Here is a 22926-nt window from a genome sequence, read left to right as displayed (position 1 = left end):
CTTATTAAAAGTGGCGTCCCCTAGGGGACTCGAACCCCTGTTACCGCCGTGAAAGGGCGGTGTCCTAGGCCACTAGACGAAGGGGACGCATCCCGGAACCAACAACTTTATCTCCGGCTTCCTGTGCTTTGCCATCTGACATTGCGCTAAGAAGTGGCGCGCATTCTATGGAGCCTTTGAGTAGCCGTCAACCTCTGTGTAAAAATATTTTAAAATCAACGACTTCAAACCAAAAGATGCGACTACGCTATCAGCCTACCGCGTAAGGCACTACACTCGCTGAAAACTAAGCACTCGAGAGGTTGTATAGATGTCCCCGCTCGTGATTACCCTGTTAATTGTTGGTGGCATTGGCCTTTTGCTAATGATTGCCTACATCAACCATGCCGTTGAAAACAGCAAACTTGAGAAAGCCCGACTCAAAGCTGAGCTCAACGACCGCATACGTCGCTGCGCTGAGGTATCAGAGTCGATGCCAGGGCAGCTGATGTCGCCCGACCTCAAGCTGATGCTCACCGTGGTACAAGCGCGATACAGCGAACGAATGTTGGCCAAGGATAAAGCCAACAGTGCTCTCAAGGAATCGCTCGCCGAGCTGACTAAATCGATTGCTCAGGGCGAATCCATTGCGGTTAAAAACCCACCGGCCAGAATTCTCAACGAACAGCAAGCCAAACAGACGCGCTTCATTCTAGAGAACCTGCACAGTCAAATCACCCGCGCCGGCCAGGACGGCATTCTGCCCGCGGCTGAAGTGAAGCAATGGCTGCAACGAGTTCCTCAGCTTCTTACCCAATTGCATATCGAATACTTCAGCAACCTCGGTCAACGTGCAATGCAGCAGAACCAGCCAGGCCAAGCTCGCCTGGCATTTGAGCGCGGCGTGCAGTATCTGCGCAAACAGAGCGATCCCGCACGCTACAGCGCCACGCTCAAGCAGTTTCAAGAACAGCTTGAGATAGCCAACAACCTGGTTCTCAACCAGGCGCCAGCGCCTACCGATACCGACAGCGAGCTGAACCAAGGCCTGGACAGCATCGGCAGTGACGAAGATTGGAAGAAAAAGAACATCTACGACTGAAATCGCAAAGCCCGCTACACCCTGACAACAAGGAGACCCAATGAGCATGATCGTCTATGGCGCCCCACTCTCACCCTTTGTGCGCAAGGTGCGTGTATTTCTGGCGGAGAAAGGCCTCGATTATGACCTTGAGATGATTCTTCCATTCGGTAAACAACCCGACTGGTACAAGGACCTTAATCCACTTGGCCGCATCCCGGCGTTCAAGGACGGCGATCTTAGCCTCGCTGATTCCAGCGTGATCTGTCAGTACCTGGAAGATCAATATCCAGAACTCACCCCCCTGCTTGGCAACGACCCCGAGCAGCGCGCGCGGGTGCGTTGGCTGGAAAAGTACGCTGACTATGAGATTGCACCACTGAGTACCTTTTGCGTATTCCGCAACCGCGTTCTGAAAACCTCAATGGGCAAAGCCAGTGATGAGCTAGCAGTGGCCACAACCATGAATGAAAAGCTGCCGCCCCACTTTGATTACCTGGAAAGCCAACTGGGCAACAAACAGTTCTTTGTGGGCGAGTCGCTGACATTGGCTGACCTGGCAATCGCCAGCCAATGGGTGAACATGCAACACGGTGATGAGTGCATTGACGCCAGTCGCTGGCCCAAGCTTGCGCAACATTGCGAGCGCCTTCGCTCACGCAGTTCAATGCAGACCGTATTGACCGGTGAGCATGCGATGCTGGCAAAAATGGCGAGCAAAGCCGCGCAAGCCTAGGGTGCATCAACACGACCCTCACCCAGCATGGCCCAAACCGACAACGCGGATATCCGCAGCGCGGAAGTGGATGAAATAGCATCATCCACCTCCGCAGGTCCGACAACCTTCAGCGTAGGCTGGCAAGGCTAAGCGTTCCCGCCCGGGTGAAGATCAAAGCCTTCGTTCGATTCAGCAATCTGTCAGGCGCAAAAACACCTCAACCAGTTGCTCCACACCGCTTTGATCTGCAGCGCTAAAACGCCCGACGTCCGGGCTATCCAGATCAAGTACACCGATTAAGTGCCCAGCCTTCAGCAGCGGCACGACCAGCTCGCTGTTCGAGGCGCTGTCGCAAGCGATATGTCCGGCAAAGGCATGAACATCTTCTACCCTTTGGGTTTGCTGGCTTAGCGCAGCAGCGCCGCAAACCCCACGCCCAAACGGAATGCGCACGCAAGCAACTTTGCCCTGAAATGGCCCCAGCACCAGCTCGTTATCCCGTGCCAGGTAAAACCCCGCCCAATTTAACGCCGGCATTTGCTGAAACAAAAAGGCGGAAAACTGCGCGGCATTGGCGATGAAGTCACGCTCATCTGCCAGTAAAGACTCCAGCTGTGCGACCAGCATCGGGTACTCTTCAGCGCCAGCAGCGGTGCTCTCTAGCTCAATCATCTGCATTCTCTAAAAGTTTTAGGCCCACCCAATAGCGGGCGAACTGGAAGGCACAGCGTCCGTTACGATTTCCACGCCCCGTCGCCCAGCGAATAGCGGCTTTCTCCAGGGATTCATCCCAAGCCCACTGTAAACCAGCCGCGCTGGCCTGAACGCTAACCCAGTGGCGCACTACGTTGAGAAAGTGCTCTTGGGTGAAGGGGTAAAAGGACAACCACAGACCAAAACGATCCGACAGCGCGATCTTGTCCTCAACAGCCTCACTGGGATGCAACTCGCCATCGACCATTTTGTAGTTTTGGTTATCGCTTTCTTTTTCAGGAACCAGATGGCGTCGGTTGGACGTTGCGTAGAGCAAGACATTATCTGGCGCGCGCTCCAATGAGCCATCAAGCACGCTTTTCAGAATACGGTAATCGCCTTCACCTGCATCGAACGACAGGTCATCACAAAATAATATGAAACGTTGCGGCAGACCTGACAACAATTCGACCACCCGCGGGAGATCTGCCAGATAGTCACGCTCGATTTCAATCAGGCGTAAACCGTTGCTCGCATGGGCTGCCAACAAGGCGCGTATCAAAGACGACTTGCCTGTCCCTCTGGCACCCCAGAGCAACGCATGGTTAGCCGGTAAACCGCGAACAAATTGTGAGGTATTGCGCGACAACTGCTCGCGCTGGGTATCGACACCAATTATATCCGTCAGATCAAGATCCAGACTGACGTTGAGCGGCTGCAGGAAACCGCTGCGCCCTTCTCGCTGCCAACGTGCCGCCAAGCTCTGCTGCCAGTCAATTACCACCGGTTCTGCTGGCAACAGTGGCTCTAGACGCGCGAGTACGACCTCGGCACGTTGTATAAAATCAATAATTCGCGAATCCACAACTCACACTCCTAGACTTGGTAATTCACACCATTGCCTGCCCACAGATGGTTATTTACTTCGCTATCAACGCAGGGACTTTCCGCACAGGGTTGCGCACTGCCTAAGCTGGATTGCTGCTGGACAAGTCCGCTCGTGACGCGAGTGGTTTGCCAGTTTACCCGCCCGCCCCTGTATTTCGATAGCTTAAAGCTGCGATATAAACCACTGCGGCGCCCCTTCAATAGCGGCTAAAATCTACCTGCCAACCCTTTCTCTAGATCAGCTATGCTTGCCCGCTCAAACCAACAGGTCCGCCAGCACCGATGGAAATATCCTTAACCCACCGACTCTCTTATAAACAGGCCAGCCTTACGGTATTGGTTGCGTTTATTCTTGGCACGGTACTGAGCATTATTCAGGTGGGTATCGATTACGTCAGTGAAGACGCCTCTATCGACCGTGAAATCCAGGCCTTACTCGACACCAGCTATAACCCAGCATCGCGCATTGCCTACAACTTGGATGCTGAATTAGCTCAAGAGCTGGTCGTGGGTTTATTACGTTCCCCGGCCGTCATCGACGCGAGCATCATAGCGGCAGACCGCAGCACCATGGCCGAGGCATCACGTCCTGCCCGTGTTAGCCAGTACCGCTTTATCAGCGATTACTTATTCGGCGCACGTCGCCAGTTTGAACGGGTGCTGATGATAGACCGCGCCCCAGAGGAAAACCTCGGCTCGTTGCGCATTGAAGTTGACACCTATGCCTTTGGCAGTAATTTTCTGCGGCGCTCCATGTTGACCATCACCACCGGTTTCGCCCGCACCCTGCTGCTGTCACTGATCCTGCTGGTTTTGTTCTATTTCATGCTGACCAAGCCACTGATCGAAGTCGTCAGATCCCTTAGCTCACGCAGCCTGCACAAACCCAATACGGCCCCACTGCCCTGCCCTCCCGGCCATGAGCACGATGAGATTGGCCGACTGGTAGGTGTCGTCAATCACCAACTGACCAGCATTGATGATGAGATAAAACAGCGTAAAAATGCCGAACAGCGCCTCAATCAGTCCCTGCAGGAACTGGAAACAGCCGTAGCCCAACGCACGGCCGAGCTCAAAGCAACCAACACGCGCCTGCTGAATTCTAATCACGAGCTGGAGCATGCCCAGCAACAAGCCCTGCAATCGGCCCATACTCGCGCCACCTTTCTCGCCAACATGAGCCATGAAATACGCACACCCTTAAATGGCTTGCTTGGCATGCTCTCGCTGGCACTGGACGCGCCCTCCAGCAGCGAACAGCAACAACAGTTGAGCATTGCCCATCACTCAGGAAAAGTGCTGGTCGACTTGCTCAACGACATTCTCGACCTGTCCAAGTTTGAGTCTGGCCAACTGCAACTCGAACATATTGCATTCGACCTGAAGGCCTTGGTCGAAGACACCGCCAGCTTGCTTTCACAAAATGCCGGTCCCGGCGTTGAGCTGACCTGCCTGATTGATCCGCAGTTACCTGCAGACGTGGTTGGCGATCCGACGCGCGTCGGTCAAGTCATTAGCAACTTGATTTCAAACGCGCTGAAATTCACTCGCTTCGGTCGCGTGGACGTGCGCGTCAAACCTGTGGAGCATGGCATTGAATTTACCGTCCGTGATACCGGAATTGGAATCACTGAAGCTGCCTATGAGCGGATATTCGAGCCCTTCACCCAGGCCGATGCAGGTATTACCCGACAATATGGCGGTACCGGCCTTGGCCTGGCCTTGAGTCGTCATTTATGCGAGTCGATGCAGGGCCAACTCAACGTCCAATCAAAACTGGGTTTTGGTTCCGAATTCACGGCCTTTCTACCCCTGAAAAGCAGCGCGCCTCCGGCCCAGTTAGAGCCATTAAACGGCACGGTTATCGGCCTGACTCCAGTGAGCTCTGGCCTCAATGAAATGCTCAAGACCCTGCTGCCGCACTGGGGCCTGGACTACCAACGATTGGATACCGATGCCAGCCTGCTTGGGCATACGCCACAGATTGTTATCAGCGATTGCCCAGAATGCCTGTACAGCACACGACTAAATTGCCAAGCGCCGATCCTGCTGATCACCGCCTACGGCAGTTTTCTCGCACCGGAACAGGCGACATCACTGGCACCTCTGGACCAACTGGCCCGTCCGTTGTCGCAGAAAGTCTTGCGGCGCGCACTTGAGCGCCACCTCAGGATACAGCCCACTGCATCCAAAGACCTGTCGACACAGCCTGAAGAGTCCGACTACAAAGCCTGCGTGCTGCTGGTCGAAGACAACCCGGTAAACCAATTGGTCGCCAAAGGCATGCTCACCAAGCTGGGTTACAGGGTCATCATCGCCAACGAAGGTGAGCACGCGCTCAAACAACTCAGCGAACACCCGATCGACCTTGTGCTGATGGACTGCAACATGCCGATCATGGATGGCTATGAGGCCAGCCGGCGCATCCGCCAAAGCGGGGAGTATGCGAGCCTGCCCATCATTGCCCTTACCGCCAACGCCCTGAGTGATGAGCGCCAGCGGTGCAAAGCCGCCGGTATGAGCGATTACCTGGCCAAACCTTTTACCCGCGAAGAACTGATTACGGCGCTTGAAAACGGGCTCAAGAGCCGAGTATAGGCAAGAGCCGCGTAAGCAGCCCGCCAACCTGAGCGCGCAACTCATCCAACTCGTTCAGGTCAGCCCCCGACTCACATATCAGTTGTGCCTTGAGCGGCAGCACTTGCTCTCGCAGCTGCACGCCGTGCTCGGTAAGTTGCAGGTTGACTGCTCGCTCGTCACTGGCCGAACGCCTACGCAGCAATAAGCCTTGTTGTTCAAGGCGCTTCAACAGCGGAGTCAAGGTGCCGGAATCCAGCAACAGCCTGGCACCCAGGGCTTTAACTGTCGGCTGTTCAGGCGCTGTTTTTTGCCACTCCCACAGCACCAGCATGACCAGATATTGCGGATAGGTCAGGCCCAACTGATCAAGCATCGGCTTGTAGGCGCGCACGACCGCTCGCGACGCGGCATACAACTTGAAGCAAAGTTGATCATCCAGCTGCAGCGACAACTCAGGCTTCATTTCAATAGCGCTTCAATCTCGTTCGTCAGATCTTCAGGCTTGGTTGTTGGCGCAAAACGCGTCACTTGCTTACCGTCGGAACTGAGCAAGAACTTGGTGAAATTCCACTTGATACCTTTGCTGCCAAGCAGGCCCGGAGCGCGCTTTTTCAGCGAAACGAACAAGGGATGTGCATCACTTCCGTTGACATCGACTTTCTTGAACAGCGGGAAACTGACACCAAAATTAAGCTCGCAGAACTGCGATATTTCACCTTCGTCGCCCGGCTCTTGCTTACCAAACTGGTTGCACGGGAAACCGAGGATAACCAGGCCCTGGTCCTTGTATGTCTGCCAAAGTGCCTCAAGGCCTTTGTACTGCGGGGTAAATCCGCACTTGCTGGCGGTATTGACCACCAACACAGCCTTGCCTGCAAAGTCGGCAAGGGTCTTTTGCTCGCCGCTAATGGTGGTGCACGGAATGTCAAATAATGCGTCAGTCACGTTATGGGCTCTGTGCTAATTAAAAGTTGGACTTAAAGATAGCTCGCAATTTAATTGCACACAATTTAAATAAACGCCACTAATACCATCCATTCAGCGAACCTGATCACCCTCGCTCGCTTGCGCTGCGACTAATTACTTCTCAGTCACACGACTATTTTCGGCGCCTGCATCGAAAAAGCTGCTGAGTCACTTTGCCTGAACCACCCTGCAACGTATCATTCGAGCCCAGTTGCCCGGCGCGGATTTTTTCCAGCCAGCACGCGTCGCCCTTGCCCGTGGGATTAGTTTTTTCACTTCAGGATCACTTCACATGCAGGTCAGCAAATCGAACAAGCTCGCCAACGTCTGCTACGACATTCGTGGCCCAGTGCTCAAGCATGCCAAGCGCCTTGAAGAGGAAGGCCACCGCATTCTCAAGCTCAACATTGGCAACCCCGCTCCGTTTGGATTTGAAGCACCTGAAGAGATCCTCCAGGACGTGATCCGCAATCTGCCCACCGCACAGGGCTATAGCGACTCAAAAGGCTTGTTTAGCGCGCGTAAAGCAGTGATGCAGTATTACCAGCAGATGAACGTCGAAGGCATCGGCATCGAGGACATCTACCTCGGTAACGGCGTGTCTGAGCTGATCGTAATGGCCATGCAAGCGCTGCTGAACAACGGCGACGAAGTGTTGATCCCGGCACCTGACTACCCGCTCTGGACTGCCTCTGTAGCGCTGTCAGGTGGCAAGCCGGTGCATTACCTCTGTGACGAACAAGCAGGCTGGTTCCCTGATGTCGCGGACATTCGCGCGAAAATCACCCCGAACACCAAGGCGCTGGTACTGATCAACCCCAACAACCCAACTGGTGCGGTCTACTCCAAAGAAGTGTTGCTGGATATCGTTGAACTGGCCCGCCAGCACAATCTGGTGCTGTTCTCCGACGAAATCTACGACAAGATTCTCTACGACGACGCCAAACACATTTGCACTGCATCCCTAGCGCCAGATGTGTTGTGCCTGACCTTTAACGGCCTCTCCAAGTCGTACCGTATCGCCGGATTCCGATCCGGCTGGGTGGCTATTTCGGGTCCTAAACATCGCGCCCAAAGCTACATTGAAGGCATCGACATTCTGGCCAACATGCGCCTGTGCGCGAACGTGCCCAGCCAGCATGCCATTCAGACTGCACTGGGCGGCTACCAGAGCATCAACGACTTGGTATTGCCCAATGGTCGCCTGCTCGAACAACGCAATCGCACCTGGGAGCTGCTCAACGATATTCCTGGGGTCAGCTGCGTAAAACCCATGGGCGCGCTTTACGCTTTCCCTAAGATCGACCCGAAAATCTGCCCCATCCACAACGATGAGAAATTCGTTCTCGACTTGCTGCTCTCGGAAAAGCTCCTGATCGTACAAGGCACTGCGTTCAACTGGCCGTGGCCCGATCACTTCCGCGTAGTGACCTTGCCTCGGGTGGATGAACTGGAGCAAGCCATCGGCCGTATTGGCAGCTTTCTCAAGGGTTACAATCAATAGCGTCGGTTTGCCCAACGCAATCCCCTACTCCGTCACCCTTTTTCGGCGCCGATATATGGACCTGCAAATCGACGATTTCTATAAAGACGCAGCAGCCGGTCTGCTGATGCTTTATCAAGCGTTCCCACGCAAGATCGGCCTTTATGTTGAGGACCTGATTGGCCGTGAAGAGCCGGATGAGTTTGGCTTGCCAAGTAAACGCCATCAAAGCTGCCTGGGCGCCCAGCTATGGTTAGCTGAAGAGGGTTACATTCGCTTTGAGTCGACGATTGCCTATGAAGCGCTCGATCAGGCGATCCTCAGCGAAAAAGGCTTTTTACGCCTGTCGCGCAGCATTCCTCAGGCCGGCAGTCATGACCCGGCCTTGCCGCCGAGCGTACGCCGGGTTCATGCCACCCTGGCATTTCAGTTACGTCAGGCAATTGCCCAACAGAACAGCGAACAACTTGCCCATCTTGCCCGTCTACTCTTTGTCGGCGAACTCGGCAAAGACGAAATAGCTTGAAATAGTCGCCCGATTGAAGCCTGACGCCGACGGCCTTATATAGCCTGCATACCGTGTACACCTTTCCTTTGAGGAGTAGTTTCTAAAAATGAAACGCATTTTCTTATTTCTAGCCACCAACATGGCTGTGCTGCTGGTTGCCAGCATCACCTTGAAGCTGCTGGGCGTTGACCGCTACACCGGTCAGAACTACGGCAGCCTGTTGGCTTTCTGCGCGGTATTTGGCTTTGCTGGCTCAATCATTTCGCTGCTCCTGTCCAAGTGGATGGCGAAGATGAGCACCGGCACGCAAATCATCAGTCAACCGCGCACCCGCCACGAGCAATGGCTGATGCAGACGGTTGAGGAATTGTCGCGAGAAGCCGGGATCAAAATGCCCGAGGTCGGTATCTTCCCGGCATATGAGTCCAATGCATTCGCCACCGGCTGGAACAAGAACGACGCCTTGGTCGCCGTCAGCCAAGGCCTGCTTGAACGCTTCTCCCCAGATGAAGTGAAAGCCGTACTCGCCCATGAAATTGGCCACGTTGCCAATGGCGACATGGTGACGCTGGCCTTGATTCAAGGCGTGGTGAACACCTTCGTAATGTTCTTCGCCCGTATCTTCGGTAACTTCGTCGACAAGGCCATCCTGAAAAACGAAAACGGCCCGGGTATCGGTTATTTCGTGGCGACCATCTTCGCCGAACTGGTTCTGGGCATTCTCGCCAGCATCATCGTCATGTGGTTCTCGCGTAAGCGTGAATTCAAGGCGGACGAAGCCGGTGCCAAACTGGCGGGCACTAACTCGATGATCGCGGCCCTGCAGCGCCTGCGTTCAGAGCAAGGTGTACCGGTTGAGATGCCAAGCTCCCTTGCCGCATTCGGTATCAATGGCGGCCTGAAAAACGGCTTGGCTGGTCTGCTGATGAGCCACCCACCGCTTGAAGTACGCATTGAAGCACTGCGCCAGCGCGGCTAAAGCCGTAATGCGCAGCAAGGCGACCCTAGGGTCGCCTTTTTTATGAGCGCCAAACCTGCAAATCCATGGAGCGACAGTCACCCCTGACCACTGCAACTGAACGTCCGCCGAGCGCCAGGGTCGATACTAATAACGGCGTATATTGCGTCGCTTTTTTGCACCCAATCGCTAAAGCAGGAGTACGACCATGAAGTACAACTGGGATCTCATAGAACGCTTGCTGCAACATGCACAGGATTCAGCCAACGAACGCTTCAATCCACGCAAGTACGCGGTGCAACTTGCGGAAGAAGAACAACGCGCAGGTGCCAGCGATATTAACGAGGACGATCTGAAAGCACAGGCATGTGACTATGAAGCCTTGCTGCTTAAAGCCGATTTCATTGCCCCACGCCCCGAGGCTGAAGGGGGGAATGGCGAGAATTTTGTCCTCACTGATCGTGGCTTACAGCTGCTGAATATGATCGATAGCAGCTTTCCCGGCGAGCAGCACCCTCGCGAAATACTCGACCGCGAAGGGCTTAGCGCGCTAGTGCCGGAAGTCTTTGACAAACTGGCCGTCAAGGCGACCTAAAGCGTGTCGGCCAGACCGCTCAACAGCGGCGCAGCTGATAAACAGACTCTTCCAACGTGGTCAGGCCGCGATCAGCGAAGCGCTTGTTAAATGCATCTTCGGTGCGCAGGCGCTCACACGCCCAGCCACTGCTGAACAGGCCAGCCACCTCGTCATCGGTCACCGAGAATGGTGGGCCCTGCATTTTTGCCTGATCGTAAATCAAGGTCACCAACACTCCTTGGCAACCGACCGGCAAGATAGCCTGCAAGTGCTGTACATAACGGGCACGCATCTCAGCCGGTAAGGCAATGAGCGCTGCGCGGTCATAAAAGCCCTTGCAGCCTTTCAACAGTGCCCCGTCAAATTGAAAAAAATCACCGCAGTAAATCTCGACAGAACCTGCGCGATACACCTTGAATTCCCCTTCTTGTCTAACCAGGGGCTCAAGTTGTTGCTCTGCAAAAAAAGCCTCAACTGCGATCTGCGACAGCTCAACACCCGTGACGCGCAAGCCTTGTGCAGCCAACCAGGTTAAATCCAGGCTTTTCCCGCATAAAGGCACGAAGACTTGATCCCCCGCCTGCAAACCAAGCCCGGACCAATTGGCCTGCAAGAAGCTGTTGACCTCTTTCGCATGAAAACCAATTTCGTTTTTTTCCCAGCGGCTTTGCCAAAAATCTGTCTGCATTGCCATGCCTTATCGAGTCATTGTGTAGGCGAATATCTTCGCCCATAGCCACGGCAAATACCATGGCAGACACAACGCAGCCCGCAGCACTTATCAGATCGACTTTATCGATTGATTAAGCCGATTATTAGCGTTTGATGATTGATCGGATTGTTCAAATAATGGTGACAAACCATTCAGGCGTCTTTCGCCCAGCGAGGATTTGTCATGCTACCCAGCCTCTATATTTCCCATGGTTCGCCCATGCTTGCCCTCGAGCCCGGTGCTAGCGGTCCGGCGTTGCGGGAGCTGGCGGCCAGCCTGGAGACACCCAAAGCCATAATCGTCATGTCTGCGCACTGGGAGTCACCCACACTGCACGTAAGCAGCGCCTCCCAGCCAAGCACATGGCATGACTTTGGCGGTTTTCCTCCCGCGCTGTATCGGATCGACTACCCTGCACCCGGAGACCCGGCACTGGCCCGCACTGTTGTGCACCTGTTAAATGAGCAAGACCTGAGTGCCAGTCTTGATCCACAACAACCTTTTGACCACGGTACCTGGGTGCCGCTTTCCTTAATGTACCCCCAAGCCACTATCCCTGTGGTGCAGGTATCACTGCCAAGCCAGCAAGGCCCTGCACTGCAATATAAAATCGGTAAGGCGTTAAGCCAATTACGAGCTCAGGGCTACTTGCTGATTGGCTCAGGCAGCATCACCCACAACCTGCGCGAGCTTGACTGGCAAGCGACTCATGACAGTGCACAGCCGTGGGCGCAGGCGTTTCGTGACTGGATAGTGAACGCTCTTAGCATTGGTGATGAAAGCACCCTGCTCAACTATCGCCAACGTGCTCCCTTTGCAACGCGCAATCATCCAACTGATGAACACCTGCTACCGCTGTTCTTTGCCTTGGGCGCAGGCACCGACTTCAGTGTTGCTCACAGCGGATTTACACTTGGCGCATTGGGCATGGATATTTACCGTTTTGATTAAGATCGATTGACCTGAAGCTTGCCCATCGAGGCCCGTGTCTACGACCTTACTACCCACACCGCTAATGGCGTCTGGATCAGACGTCGTCCACACTGCCCACCGGCCAAACCCCAGGAGAGCGCTGCATATTCCTACGCTGCGAATGAATAACAGACGCAATAAAAAAGACCGCTTAGCGGTCTTTTTTATGCTTCAGATAATTCGCTTAAACGTTAGAAACGCTCAATGTCTGCTTTATCTTCTAGCTGTTTGCGGTAAGCCGCAAAGTCTTGCTGACCGATACGCGACGCGAGGAAGCGACGGTAAGTGGTTTTTTCTTCATCGGTAAGCGCTTGCTCTTGCTTGCTTACGCCATCCAGACGGATAAGGGTGAAGTCTCCATTTGCCAGGCTCACGCCGGTATAAGTCGACTTACCATCATCCGCGGGCTTTGGCATGCGGAACAGGGCCTGCAAAACCACAGGATCTACACCTTCCTGCGCACGTGTTGCGGCTTCAGTCACAGCCCACTTATCGTTATCGGCTGCGGCATTGCCAGCGCTGAGCTGAGCAATCTGCTTCTCACCAGCAGCTTTGGCCGCTTCGCTGGCACGCACTGTTGTCAGGTGTTCACGGATGCTGTCAGCCACCTCTTCAAGCTTCAGTTGCTCAGGCTTGAGGTGCTGTTTGACGTGGACCACAACCGCAGTACTTGGATCAAGCTCGACCACGGCACTGTTGCTGCCGCCTTCAAGTACATCGCTGCTGTAGGCAGCCTCAACGACCTTGCGATTTGCTGTAATGCCCTCACCGCCGCCTTCGCGGCCAAATGGTTTGCTGGTTTCAACTTTCAGACCGAGCTCTTGCGCCGGCTGAGCCAGATCAGATGCCTCGAACGCTGAATCTTCAAGTTGCTTGGACGCCTCAACAAAACGCTTTTCAACTTTTTGTGCTTTGAGGTCGTTAACCAGCTTTTCTTTCAGGCTGTCAAAACTCGGTACTTCTGGCGCTTGCACACCCATCAATTTGATCAAGTGCCAGCCGAAGCTGCTGCGCACAGGGCCAGACACCTGGTCCTTGTCCAGCGCATACAAGGCCTTCTCAAACTCTGGGTCATAAACACCAGGACCCGCGTAGCCTAGGTCACCGCCATTGTTGGCAGAACCTGGGTCTTGCGACAGCTCTTTTGCCAACGCAGCGAAATCTTCACCATTCTTCAGGCGCTTCTGGATTTCCTCGATCTTAGCTTTGGCTTGGTCATCGCTGACCTTGTCATTTACTTCAATCAGGATATGCGCAGCATCACGTTGCTCGGTGAGGTTGGCGATTTCGGTTTTGTAAGCGTCTTGCAAGTCTTTGTCATCGACCTTGACCTGATCAAAGAACGCATCTTTTTTCAGCTCGACATACTGCACGACCACTTGCTCAGGGCTCATAAACTGGCTGCTCTGGGCATCGTAATAGGCTTTGACGTCATCATCGCTGAGCGTCACAGCAGCCGGATCAGCTTTGACTGTCAGGGTGGCGAAGTCACGTGTCTGCTTTTCCAGCGCGGCAAATGCCTGCACTTCTTCGTCTGTCACGAAACTGCTGGCCGCCAGACCTGCACGCAGTTGGCCGATAAGCATTTCCTGCTTGAGCATCTGACGGAACTGCATACGCGTATAACCAAGCTGACGAATCACCTGGTCAAAACGGTCGGCATTGAATTTACCGTCAACGGCGAACTCAGGCGTCATCAAAATAACCTGGTCCAGCGCAGGCTCGGAGAAACCGAAGTTTGCGTCAGTTGCACCCTGCAGCAGCAGGCTACGTTCAATCAGACCTTTGAGCGCAGCATCACGCAGTAATTTCTCATCAAGCAGCGCAGGGTCAAAGTTCTTGCCCAACTGCTGAACGAGCTGGCGGCGTTGCATCTCTACTGCTTGGCCAAGCTCGCTTTGAGTAATCTTTTCGCCATTAACATCGGCGGCATTCTGACTATTACTGGTGCCGGTAAAAATCGCGTCGATACCCGTCAATGCGAGCAGCGCAACGATAATGCCGATAATAGTCTTGGCAATCCAACCTTGTGAATTGTCCCTAATATTCTGAAGCATGCATCCCCCAGAACGACTGTATAAAAAAAGCAGCCGCGCAGTGTGGGTAAATTCCGGATAGAAGAAAGGCGCATCCGAGGATGCGCCTTCTCGTAACTGGCGGAGCGGACGGGACTCGAACCCGCGACCCCCGGCGTGACAGGCCGGTATTCTAACCGACTGAACTACCGCTCCGCTGTCAGGTCAGCGGTAAAGCCAACCTGAAAGGTACTGCTCGAAAGGCGCTTAGTTAACGGCGTCTTTCAGTGCTTTACCCGCTTTGAAACCTGGGATCTTGGCAGCCGCGATGCTGATTGGGTTGCCAGTCTGTGGGTTGCGGCCAGTGCGAGCTGCACGCTCTTTAACTGCGAAAGTACCAAAGCCTACCAATACAACAGAATCACCAGCCTTCAGAGCGCCAGTTACAGATTCAATTACTGCATCTAGCGCGCGGCCAGCAACAGCTTTTGGGATATCAGCAGATGCTGCGATAGCATCGATCAGTTCCGACTTGTTCACTCTAAGTCCCCTTAATTTCTGTTGAGAATATTTCTTCGTTTTTTAGTGTACGTGAAGCGAGTGCTGGAGGGTTCGTTAACCCCAATTAGAGCCGCTTTATAACAAGGGCTCTAAAATGGTGTCAAGGAACCCTTCCGGCTAATGCGTGCTGATTCGCTCCTTGGAATCAGACTCGCGAGTTTCATCCTTTGCAACTAACTCAGGAGCCGCATCAGCTAAGGGCTCCGGGGCGTATTGCAGCGCAATTTGCAGGACCTCGTCAATCCATTTAACCGGTTTAATCTGCAGGTCTTGTTTGATGTTCTCCGGAATCTCCTTCAAATCACGCACATTTTCTTCCGGAATAATCACAGTTTTGATGCCACCACGGTGAGCCGCAAGGAGCTTTTCCTTGAGGCCGCCGATGGCCAAAACCTGACCGCGCAGGGTGATTTCACCGGTCATGGCGACATCCGCTCGCACTGGAATCTCAGTGAGCGCCGAAACCAGCGCTGTACACATCCCCACGCCCGCGCTAGGGCCGTCTTTCGGGGTCGCCCCTTCCGGCATATGGATATGGATGTCGCGCTTCTCATAGAAGTCCAGAGGCACGCCTAAACTTTTCGCCCGACTGCGCACAACTGTCTGTGCAGCAGTGATCGATTCAAGCATCACATCACCCAGCGAACCGGTCTTGATCAACTGACCTTTGCCCGGCACAACGGCCGCCTCAATGGTGAGCAATTCGCCGCCGACTTGAGTCCAGGCAAGACCGGTAACTTGCCCAATTTGGTCCTGTTGCTCGGCCAAACCATAGCGATGTTTGCGCACGCCAAGGAAATCTTCTAGGTTTTCAGCAGTCACCAAGACCTTGAAACGCTTTTCCTTTGAGTGATCTTTAACCGCTTTACGGCACACTTTTGCGATCTGCCGTTCAAGGCTACGCACCCCCGCTTCACGGGTGTAGTAGCGGACGATGTCGCGAATTGCATCGACCTCAAATTCCAGTTCACCCTTCTTCACGCCGTTGGCCTGAGTCTGTTTCGGGGCCAGGTATTTGATTGCGATGTTGATCTTTTCGTCTTCGGTGTAGCCCGGCAGACGGATGACTTCCATACGATCCAGTAACGGCCCGGGAATATTCATCGAGTTGGCGGTACAGAGGAACATCACATCAGAAAGGTCGTAATCGACCTCGAGGTAATGGTCATTGAAGTTGTGGTTTTGCTCAGGATCGAGCACTTCCAGCAATGCCGAAGCCGGATCGCCACGCATGTCCTGCCCCATTTTGTCGATTTCATCGAGCAAAAACAGCGGGTTGCGCACGCCAACCTTGGTCATCTTTTGTATCAATCTACCGGGCATAGAACCGATATACGTGCGGCGATGACCACGGATTTCCGCCTCATCACGCACACCACCGAGCGCCATCCGCACAAACTTGCGGTTGGTCGCGGTGGCAATCGACTCAGCCAACGAGGTTTTACCCACACCTGGCGGACCTACCAGACAGAGCACAGGGCCCTTAAGCTTCTTCACCCGCTTTTGTACGGCGAGGTATTCCAGGATACGGTCTTTGACTTCTTCCAGGCCATAATGGTCCGCATCGAGGATTGTCTCGGCACGGGTCAGATCAAGGCGAACCTTGCTCTGCGCCTTCCACGGCACGTTGGTCAGCCATTCGATGTAGGAACGCACAACGGTCGCCTCAGCGGACATCGGCGACATCTGCTTAAGCTTATTCAGCTCACTGATGGCCTTGGTATGAGCGTCTTTACTCATGCCGGCGGTTTCGATGCGCTTTTTCAGCTCATCAATTTCATTATGGCCTTCGTCGATATCACCCAGCTCTTTTTGAATGGCCTTCATCTGCTCATTCAAGTAGTACTCACGCTGGCTGCGCTCCATCTGCTTCTTAACCCGGCCGCGAATGCGCTTTTCAACCTGCAGCAGGTCTACTTCGGCATCAAGCAAGGCCAGCACGTGCTCAACACGCGCAGACAGCTCGGTGATTTCGAGGATTTCCTGCTTCTGTTCGATTTTCAGCGCCATGTGCGCCGCCATGGTATCGACCAGACGACTCGGCTCATCGATGCTATTAAGCGACGAGAGCACTTCAGCCGGGACCTTCTTGCCCAACTGCACATATTGTTCGAACTGACTCAGCAGGCTGCGGGTAAAGACTTCTGACTCGCGCTCATCAACTTCAGCTTCATCAAGCAACTGAACTTCTGAGCGGAAATAGCCCTCAGCCTCGATGAATTGTTCGATTTCACCCCGCTGCTCGCCCTCCACCAGTACCTTGACGGTACCGTCAGGCAGTTTAAGCAGTTGCAACACTGTGGCTACAGTGCCGACTCGGTAGAGACCTGCTTCATTGGGATCATCGTCAGCTGGATTCTTTTGAGCGACAAGCAGGATCTGCTTTTCGCCCGACATCGCAGCTTCGAGTGCTTCTATGGATTTTTCACGCCCTACAAACAGCGGGATGACCATGTGCGGATAGACCACGACATCGCGCAGCGGCAGGAGAGGCAATTCGATGGTTGTCTTCATGATTTCGGCTCTACAGCGACCATACGGCCGTAAACGATGGGAATGACCCTTTACCCTAAGATGGGGCTACCCCCAAGAAAAAACAAGCGCTACAACGGAAAAACAAAAAGGGCCCGCAGGCCCTTTTGCATTCAGGATGTAACAGACGGGTTAAGCGTCCGGTGCAGCCTTGGCTGGCGGCTCACTGTTTTCGTAGATCAACAGTGGCTGCGAAGTGCCATCAATCACGCTTTCATCGATGACAACCTTGCTCACGTCAGTCTGAGACGGAATCTCATACATGGTGTCGAGCAGGATGCCCTCAAGGATAGAACGCAAACCACGAGCACCGGTTTTACGCTCCAAAGCCTTTTGCGCAACTGATTTCAGAGCGTCTGGACGGAACTCCAGATCAACCCCTTCCAACTCAAACAACTTGGCGTATTGCTTGGTCAGTGCATTTTTCGGCTCGGTCAGAATCTGCATCAATGCAGCTTCATCCAGCTCATCCAGAGTCGCGATAACCGGCAAGCGGCCAACGAATTCAGGGATCAGACCGAATTTAACCAAATCGTCTGGCTCAACATTGCGCAGCGACTCACCGATTTTCTTGCCCAGATCCTTACTGCGAACCTGTGCATTGAAACCGATACCACCCTTCTCAGAGCGGCCCTGAATCACTTTTTCCAAACCAGAGAAAGCGCCACCACAGATAAACAGAATGCTGCGGGTATCAACCTGCAGGAACTCTTGCTGCGGATGCTTGCGACCGCCTTGCGGCGGAACCGAAGCGACGGTGCCTTCAATCAGTTTCAGCAGCGCCTGCTGCACGCCCTCACCCGAAACGTCACGGGTGATCGACGGGTTGTCAGACTTGCGCGAAATCTTGTCAATTTCATCGATATAGACAATGCCCATCTGAGCTTTTTCTACATCGTAGTCGCACTTCTGCAACAGCTTCTGAATGATGTTCTCGACATCCTCACCCACATAACCAGCTTCGGTCAGGGTGGTGGCATCGGCAATGGTGAACGGGACATTCAACAAGCGCGCCAGGGTTTCAGCCAGCAAGGTTTTACCCGAGCCAGTGGGACCGATCAGCAGAATGTTGCTTTTACCCAGCTCAACATCGTCATTTTTCTTGTCGCGCTGATTAAGGCGCTTGTAGTGGTTGTACACCGCTACTGCCAAAACCTTTTTCGCACGCTCCTGACCGATCACATACTGATCGAGGATCGCGCTAATTTCTTTAGGCGCAGGTAATTTGTGCGCACTGCTCTCGGCCTGGGCTTCTTGCACCTCCTCGCGGATGATGTCATTGCACAGGTCGACGCATTCGTCGCAGATAAAGACGGAAGGACCAGCAATCAATTTACGTACTTCATGCTGGCTTTTGCCGCAGAAGGAGCAATAAAGCAGCTTGCCGTTGTCCTCGCCGTTGCGGGTGTCAGTCATTCGATCAATCCAATACGGTAGGCTTGAAACACAAGATGAAGGCAAACGTGGGCTTTTTCAAGTCCACAGGTGGTTAGTTAGACCAACCACCTTCATCTGAACTGCTTAGGCAGGCATGTCACGCTTCATCATGACCGAGTCGATCAGGCCATATTCGGCTGCACGCTCAGCACTCATGAAGTTATCACGCTCGGTGTCACGCTCAATAGTTTCAAGCGGTTGACCGGTGTGATGAGCCAGCAAGGTATTCAAACGGTGACGAATGTGAAGGATTTCCCTCGCATGGATGTCAATGTCTGACGCCTGGCCCTGGAAACCGCCCAGAGGCTGGTGGATCATCATGCGCGAGTTAGGCAAGCAATGACGCTTACCGGCCGCACCGCCCGCCAACAAGAACGCACCCATGCTACAGGCTTGGCCTATACAGGTGGTCGAGACATCAGGCTTGATGAACTGCATGGTGTCGTAAATCGACATACCCGCAGTCACCGAGCCACCCGGCGAGTTGATGTACAGGTGAATGTCTTTATCGGGGTTTTCAGCTTCCAGGAACAACAACTGAGCGGCAACCAGGTTGGCCATATAGTCTTCGACCGGGCCAATCAGGAAGATCACTCGTTCCTTGAGCAAACGTGAATAAATGTCGTAGGCGCGTTCGCCACGGGCCGATTGCTCGACAACCATAGGTACTAAGCCGCCAGCGGCTTGGATGTCAGGCGTGTATTGCATGAAAGGATTGCGGGACATTTCTTGCACTCGCTCCCTAAATAGTCATATTTCAAATACGCATAAGCCAGCACGAAGGCTGGCTTATGGTGTGTTCGAACGAGGTAAAGAAATCAGTCGGCTTTTGGAGCTTCCACCGGCTTGACAGCTTCTTCGTAAGAGACCTTTTTATCGGTCACATTAGCCTTCTGCAAAACAGTATCTACAACTTGCTCTTCGAGCACAACAGAACGAACTTCGTTCATCTGCTGATCGTTCTTGTAGTACCAGGAAATAACCTGCTCAGGCTCTTGGTAAGCGGAAGCCATTTCAGTGATCAGCTCTTTGACGCGAGCGTCATCTGGCTTCAAATCGAACTGCTTAACCACTTCAGCCACGATCAAGCCCAGGACTACACGGCGCTTGGCTTGCTCTTCGAACAGCTCAGCTGGCAGTTGGTCTGGCTTGATGTTGCCACCGAACTGCTGAACAGCCTGCACGCGCAGACGATCAACTTCGCTCGACAGCAGTGCCTTTGGCACTTCAATCGGGTTTGCAGCCAACAAGCCGTCCATCACCTGGCTCTTAACCTTGGATTTGATGGCCTGGCGCAGTTCGCGCTCCATGTTTTTGCGAACTTCGGCGCGGAAACCATCGATACCGCCTTCCTTGATACCGAACAACGCGAAGAAATCGTCATTCAGCTCAGGCAGCTTTGGCGCAGCGACAGCAGTCACATTAACCGTGAACTCTGCAGTTTTACCAGCCAGATCAAGGTTTTGATAGTCTTCTGGGAACGTCGGGGTGATGACTTTCTCTTCGCCAGCTTTAGCGCCAACCAGAGCGTCTTCAAAGCCAGGAATCATCCGGCCAGAACCGAGCACCAGCTGAGTGCCCTTAGCGGAACCGCCAGCAAATTCTACGCCGTCGATCTTGCCAACGAAGTCGATAGTCAACTGGTCGCCCGTTTCAGCAGCACGCTCTACAGCTTCAAAGCTGGTGTTTTGCTTGCGCAAGATGTCCAGCATGTTGTCGACGTCAGTATCAACAACATCAGCTTCCAGACGCTCTACAGCGATGGTGTCGAGACCAGTAACTTCGAACTCCGGGAACACTTCGAAAGTAGCAACGTACTCGAGGTCCTTGCCTTTTTCGAATGTTTTAGGCTCTACCGCAGGCTGGCCAGCTGGGTTCAGCTTCTGCTCAACAACGGCTTCGTAGAAGGTTGCCTGAATCAGGTCGCCCAGAGCTTCCTGGCGCGCTGAATCTTCGTAGCGCTGACGAATAACGCTCATCGGCACTTTGCCTGGACGGAAACCAGGAACCTTGGCGCGACGAGCAGTCTGCTGCAGACGCTTGTTGACTTCGGTCTCGATGCGCTCGACGGGTACACCGACGGTCATGCGACGCTCGAGTACGGAAGTGTTTTCAACAGAAACTTGCATTGATAATCCTCGTTGCACAGACATTAAGCCGGCTGTTTCCAGCCCCAAATCAAGGGCATGCATTCTAGAGGGTCAATTTACAGAAGTCACCCTAGATGCAGGCGGCAAACGGGAGATAACTAATAGATGGTGCGCACGCAGAGTCTTGGACTCATGCACTGGCCACCACTGCAGCAACGCCTTTAAATACGGGCGCTGTGCTTTGTTAATCAGCGTATTTGTGTTCCCAGAACGCCACAATGGATTGACCAAAGACAGCCTTAAGGGCACAGCCGGGGCGCATGATACACCTTTTGTATTGACCAATGGAAAAAAGCTATTTACTGCTTTTTTCGGCATTGAACCTGAAACAAAACGATATAAATCAATCAGCTAGCCAGAACCTGAATTCCATTGTCCGGATCGTTATAAATAACCCGTAACAGAGCCTTCGCCAGACCGGCGGGCTGCCTTGGACATACTTTGGCAAAGTTGACAAAAATACGAGTTGAGCCCAGAACGGCTTTTGATGATGAAGGTGGTGAGTTGTGAATTGGAGTCTGACTGCTCAGATAAGGCATCAGGCATCAAAGCATTACCTTGCCCCGGAAACGAAAAAAGGCAGCCTTTTGGGCTGCCTTCTCTAACGCTGCTTTCAAGCTGAGTGTTATCTACTTGAAAACAGTACCTTAATTGGTGCGGACGGAGAGACTCGAACTCTCACACCTTGCGGCGCTGGAACCTAAATCCAGTGTGTCTACCAATTCCACCACGTCCGCAAAACAAGGGGTTGAAACATAAGAGCCAGACCTAAGGCCTGGCTCTTATTTCAGCAATATGGGGTGGACGATGGGGATCGAACCCACGACAACAGGAGTCACAATCCTGTGCTCTACCAACTGAGCTACGCCCACCATATAACTTACTTGAGCCAAAGATACCAAATGGTACACCCGGCAGGACTCGAACCTGCGACCATCCGCTTAGAAGGCGGATGCTCTATCCAGCTGAGCTACGGGCGCTTATCCATCTGCAAGCAGACTTCAAGCTTCGGCATTCTCACAAACACTTACGAGTAAGTTGTTTGCTTGTTTGCCGTCTTACCCAGCGACTGGCTGTGCTCGACAAGCGGGGCGAATGTTAATGGCGGTTTCGATATCCGTCAACACTAAAATTAAAAAAAATTCAGTGAGATAAAGGAGTTACATGAATTTCGTGGCTTAGCGCCTTTGCCCCACGCCCGCTCCGTGCGAGAATACGCATCCTTTTTCCACCCTCTCTTATGGTTAACCACGCGCAATGACCGCACAACTGATTGACGGCAAAGCGATCGCCACCAGCATTCGCCAGCAGCTCGCTAAACGTGTCGCCGAACGACGCCAGCAAGGTCTGCGGGCACCAGGCCTCGCAGTGATCCTGGTTGGCAGCGATCCAGCCTCTCAGGTTTATGTCTCTCACAAACGTAAAGACTGTGAAGAGGTAGGCTTTATCTCGCAGGCTTACGATCTGCCTGCTGACACCAGCCAAGAGGCGCTGGCGGAGCTTATTGATCAATTAAACGAAGACCCGGCCATCGATGGCATCTTGGTCCAGCTTCCGCTGCCGGAGCATCTGGACTCGTCGTTGATACTTGAACGCATTCGCCCGGATAAAGACGTCGACGGCTTTCACCCATACAACATCGGTCGTCTGGCCCAGCGCATGCCGCTGCTACGCCCTTGTACGCCAAAAGGCATCATGACCCTGCTCGAAAGCACCGGTGTTGACCTCTATGGCTTGCACGCCGTTGTCGTAGGCGCTTCGAATATTGTAGGCCGGCCAATGGCGATGGAACTGTTACTCGCCGGTTGCACCGTCACCGTGACCCACCGTTTCACCAAAGATTTGGCGCGCCACGTCGGTGATGCCGATTTGCTGGTCGTTGCTGCGGGCAAGCCGGGCTTGGTCAAAGGCGAATGGGTCAAGCCAGGTTCTATCGTGATCGACGTCGGCATCAACCGTCAGCAAGACGGCAAGCTGATTGGTGATGTGGTCTACGAGACCGCCCTGCCCCGCGCTGGCTGGATTACGCCCGTGCCAGGCGGTGTTGGCCCAATGACCCGTGCGGGTCTGTTGGAAAACACCCTGCATGCGGCAGAACACCTGCACAAATAAGCAG

Annotated in this window: 19 protein-coding genes, 5 tRNA genes and 1 pseudogene; 9 read left to right on the top strand and 16 right to left on the bottom strand. The window is 53.7% G+C overall.

The window, feature by feature from the left end; genetic code table 11:
• Positions 1 to 11: 11 nt before the first annotated feature.
• Positions 12 to 87, bottom strand: a tRNA-Glu gene (locus AACY09_RS12300).
• A 223-nt stretch (positions 88 to 310) separates the two neighbouring features.
• On the opposite strand from AACY09_RS12300, the gene AACY09_RS12295 reads away from it, so the two are divergent.
• Both AACY09_RS12295 and AACY09_RS12290 read left to right on the top strand, forming a co-directional pair.
• Positions 311 to 1081, top strand: a complete 771-nt coding sequence (locus AACY09_RS12295; protein WP_339488325.1) for a hypothetical protein — start codon at positions 311 to 313, stop codon at positions 1079 to 1081.
• Positions 1082 to 1121: 40 nt separating this feature from the next.
• Entirely contained in the window at positions 1122 to 1796 is a 675-nt protein-coding gene (locus AACY09_RS12290; RefSeq protein WP_339488324.1) for a glutathione S-transferase family protein, read from the top strand.
• 171 nt (positions 1797 to 1967) lie between these two features.
• Here the strand turns inward: AACY09_RS12290 and AACY09_RS12285 are convergent, their stop codons facing one another.
• Together AACY09_RS12285 and AACY09_RS12280 are read right to left on the bottom strand one after the other, a co-directional pair.
• Positions 1968 to 2450, bottom strand: coding sequence for a GAF domain-containing protein (locus tag AACY09_RS12285; RefSeq protein WP_339488323.1), 483 nt, complete (start codon positions 2448 to 2450; stop codon positions 1968 to 1970).
• The gene (locus AACY09_RS12280; RefSeq protein WP_339488322.1) at positions 2443 to 3336 is read right to left on the bottom strand and encodes an ATP-binding protein; all 894 of its coding nucleotides are present in this window, start codon (positions 3334 to 3336) and stop codon (positions 2443 to 2445) included. Before AACY09_RS12280 ends, AACY09_RS12285 begins: the two co-directional genes overlap by 8 nt.
• Positions 3337 to 3641: 305 nt before the next feature.
• Between AACY09_RS12280 and AACY09_RS12275 the strand changes: the two genes are divergently transcribed.
• Complete coding sequence (locus AACY09_RS12275; RefSeq protein ID WP_339488321.1) at positions 3642 to 5957, top strand: hybrid sensor histidine kinase/response regulator; 2316 nt, start codon at positions 3642 to 3644, stop codon at positions 5955 to 5957.
• Here AACY09_RS12275 and AACY09_RS12270 read toward each other — a convergent pair.
• Positions 5941 to 6402 carry a MarR family winged helix-turn-helix transcriptional regulator gene (locus tag AACY09_RS12270; RefSeq protein ID WP_339488320.1) on the bottom strand — a complete coding sequence of 154 codons (462 nt, stop codon included), beginning with the start codon at positions 6400 to 6402 and terminating at the stop codon, positions 5941 to 5943. The genes AACY09_RS12275 and AACY09_RS12270 overlap by 17 nt on opposite strands.
• Positions 6399 to 6884: a glutathione peroxidase gene (locus AACY09_RS12265; RefSeq protein ID WP_339488318.1), complete on the bottom strand. Its 486-nt coding sequence runs from the start codon at positions 6882 to 6884 to the stop codon at positions 6399 to 6401. The genes AACY09_RS12270 and AACY09_RS12265 overlap by 4 nt, the downstream gene beginning before the upstream one ends.
• A 313-nt stretch (positions 6885 to 7197) precedes the next feature.
• Here AACY09_RS12265 and AACY09_RS12260 point away from each other — a divergent pair, with 313 nt between their 5' ends.
• From AACY09_RS12260 to AACY09_RS12245, 4 genes are all read left to right on the top strand, one after another.
• Positions 7198 to 8409, top strand: coding sequence for a pyridoxal phosphate-dependent aminotransferase (locus AACY09_RS12260; protein WP_339488316.1), 1212 nt, complete (start codon positions 7198 to 7200; stop codon positions 8407 to 8409).
• Positions 8410 to 8464: 55 nt separating this feature from the next.
• Complete coding sequence (locus AACY09_RS12255) at positions 8465 to 8914, top strand: hypothetical protein (protein WP_339488314.1); 450 nt, start codon at positions 8465 to 8467, stop codon at positions 8912 to 8914.
• 88 nt (positions 8915 to 9002) lie between these two features.
• Entirely contained in the window at positions 9003 to 9875 is an 873-nt protein-coding gene (htpX, locus tag AACY09_RS12250) for a protease HtpX (RefSeq protein WP_339488313.1), read from the top strand.
• Between the two features lie 187 nt (positions 9876 to 10062).
• Positions 10063 to 10449, top strand: coding sequence for a transcriptional regulator (locus AACY09_RS12245; protein ID WP_339488310.1), 387 nt, complete (start codon positions 10063 to 10065; stop codon positions 10447 to 10449).
• Between the two features lie 19 nt (positions 10450 to 10468).
• Here AACY09_RS12245 and AACY09_RS12240 read toward each other — a convergent pair whose 3' ends face one another.
• Positions 10469 to 11119 (bottom strand): thiopurine S-methyltransferase, encoded by a 651-nt coding sequence (locus tag AACY09_RS12240; RefSeq protein ID WP_339488308.1) that lies wholly within the window; start codon positions 11117 to 11119, stop codon positions 10469 to 10471.
• Positions 11120 to 11326: 207 nt separating this feature from the next.
• Here AACY09_RS12240 and AACY09_RS12235 point away from each other — a divergent pair, with 207 nt between their 5' ends.
• Entirely contained in the window at positions 11327 to 12094 is a 768-nt protein-coding gene (locus AACY09_RS12235; protein WP_339488305.1) for a DODA-type extradiol aromatic ring-opening family dioxygenase, read from the top strand.
• 212 nt (positions 12095 to 12306) lie between these two features.
• Here AACY09_RS12235 and AACY09_RS12230 read toward each other — a convergent pair whose 3' ends face one another.
• The 10 genes and pseudogenes from AACY09_RS12230 to AACY09_RS12185 all read right to left on the bottom strand — a co-directional run bounded on the left by AACY09_RS12230 (position 12307) and on the right by AACY09_RS12185 (position 21790).
• Positions 12307 to 14172 (bottom strand): SurA N-terminal domain-containing protein, encoded by a 1866-nt coding sequence (locus tag AACY09_RS12230; RefSeq protein WP_339488303.1) that lies wholly within the window; start codon positions 14170 to 14172, stop codon positions 12307 to 12309.
• A 97-nt stretch (positions 14173 to 14269) separates the two neighbouring features.
• Positions 14270 to 14346 (bottom strand) — tRNA-Asp (locus AACY09_RS12225).
• Positions 14347 to 14397: 51 nt separating this feature from the next.
• Positions 14398 to 14694, bottom strand: a pseudogene (locus AACY09_RS12220) (HU family DNA-binding protein); the annotation flags it as partial.
• Positions 14695 to 14808: 114 nt separating this feature from the next.
• Positions 14809 to 17205 carry an endopeptidase La gene (gene lon / locus AACY09_RS12215; protein WP_339488301.1) on the bottom strand — a complete coding sequence of 799 codons (2397 nt, stop codon included), beginning with the start codon at positions 17203 to 17205 and terminating at the stop codon, positions 14809 to 14811.
• A gap of 150 nt (positions 17206 to 17355) precedes the next feature.
• Positions 17356 to 18639, bottom strand: coding sequence for an ATP-dependent Clp protease ATP-binding subunit ClpX (gene clpX / locus AACY09_RS12210; RefSeq protein ID WP_339488299.1), 1284 nt, complete (start codon positions 18637 to 18639; stop codon positions 17356 to 17358).
• 105 nt (positions 18640 to 18744) lie between these two features.
• Positions 18745 to 19386, bottom strand: a complete 642-nt coding sequence (clpP, locus tag AACY09_RS12205) for an ATP-dependent Clp endopeptidase proteolytic subunit ClpP (RefSeq protein ID WP_339488296.1) — start codon at positions 19384 to 19386, stop codon at positions 18745 to 18747.
• Between the two features lie 92 nt (positions 19387 to 19478).
• Positions 19479 to 20789 (bottom strand): trigger factor, encoded by a 1311-nt coding sequence (tig, locus tag AACY09_RS12200; protein ID WP_339488293.1) that lies wholly within the window; start codon positions 20787 to 20789, stop codon positions 19479 to 19481.
• A gap of 673 nt (positions 20790 to 21462) precedes the next feature.
• Positions 21463 to 21547 (bottom strand) — tRNA-Leu (locus tag AACY09_RS12195).
• A 59-nt stretch (positions 21548 to 21606) separates the two neighbouring features.
• Positions 21607 to 21682: transfer RNA gene (locus tag AACY09_RS12190), tRNA-His, on the bottom strand.
• 31 nt (positions 21683 to 21713) lie between these two features.
• Positions 21714 to 21790, bottom strand: a tRNA-Arg gene (locus AACY09_RS12185).
• Between the two features lie 277 nt (positions 21791 to 22067).
• Here AACY09_RS12185 and folD point away from each other — a divergent pair.
• Positions 22068 to 22922 carry a bifunctional methylenetetrahydrofolate dehydrogenase/methenyltetrahydrofolate cyclohydrolase FolD gene (folD, locus tag AACY09_RS12180; RefSeq protein ID WP_339488292.1) on the top strand — a complete coding sequence of 285 codons (855 nt, stop codon included), beginning with the start codon at positions 22068 to 22070 and terminating at the stop codon, positions 22920 to 22922.
• The last annotated feature ends 4 nt before the right edge of the window (positions 22923 to 22926 follow it).

The organism is Pseudomonas sp. EL_65y_Pfl2_R95, assembly GCF_963971045.1.
Classification (GTDB): Bacteria; Pseudomonadota; Gammaproteobacteria; order Pseudomonadales; family Pseudomonadaceae; genus Aquipseudomonas.
The sequence above is the reverse complement of the archived record's forward strand: the minus strand, read 5'-3'. Positions and strand labels throughout refer to the sequence as shown.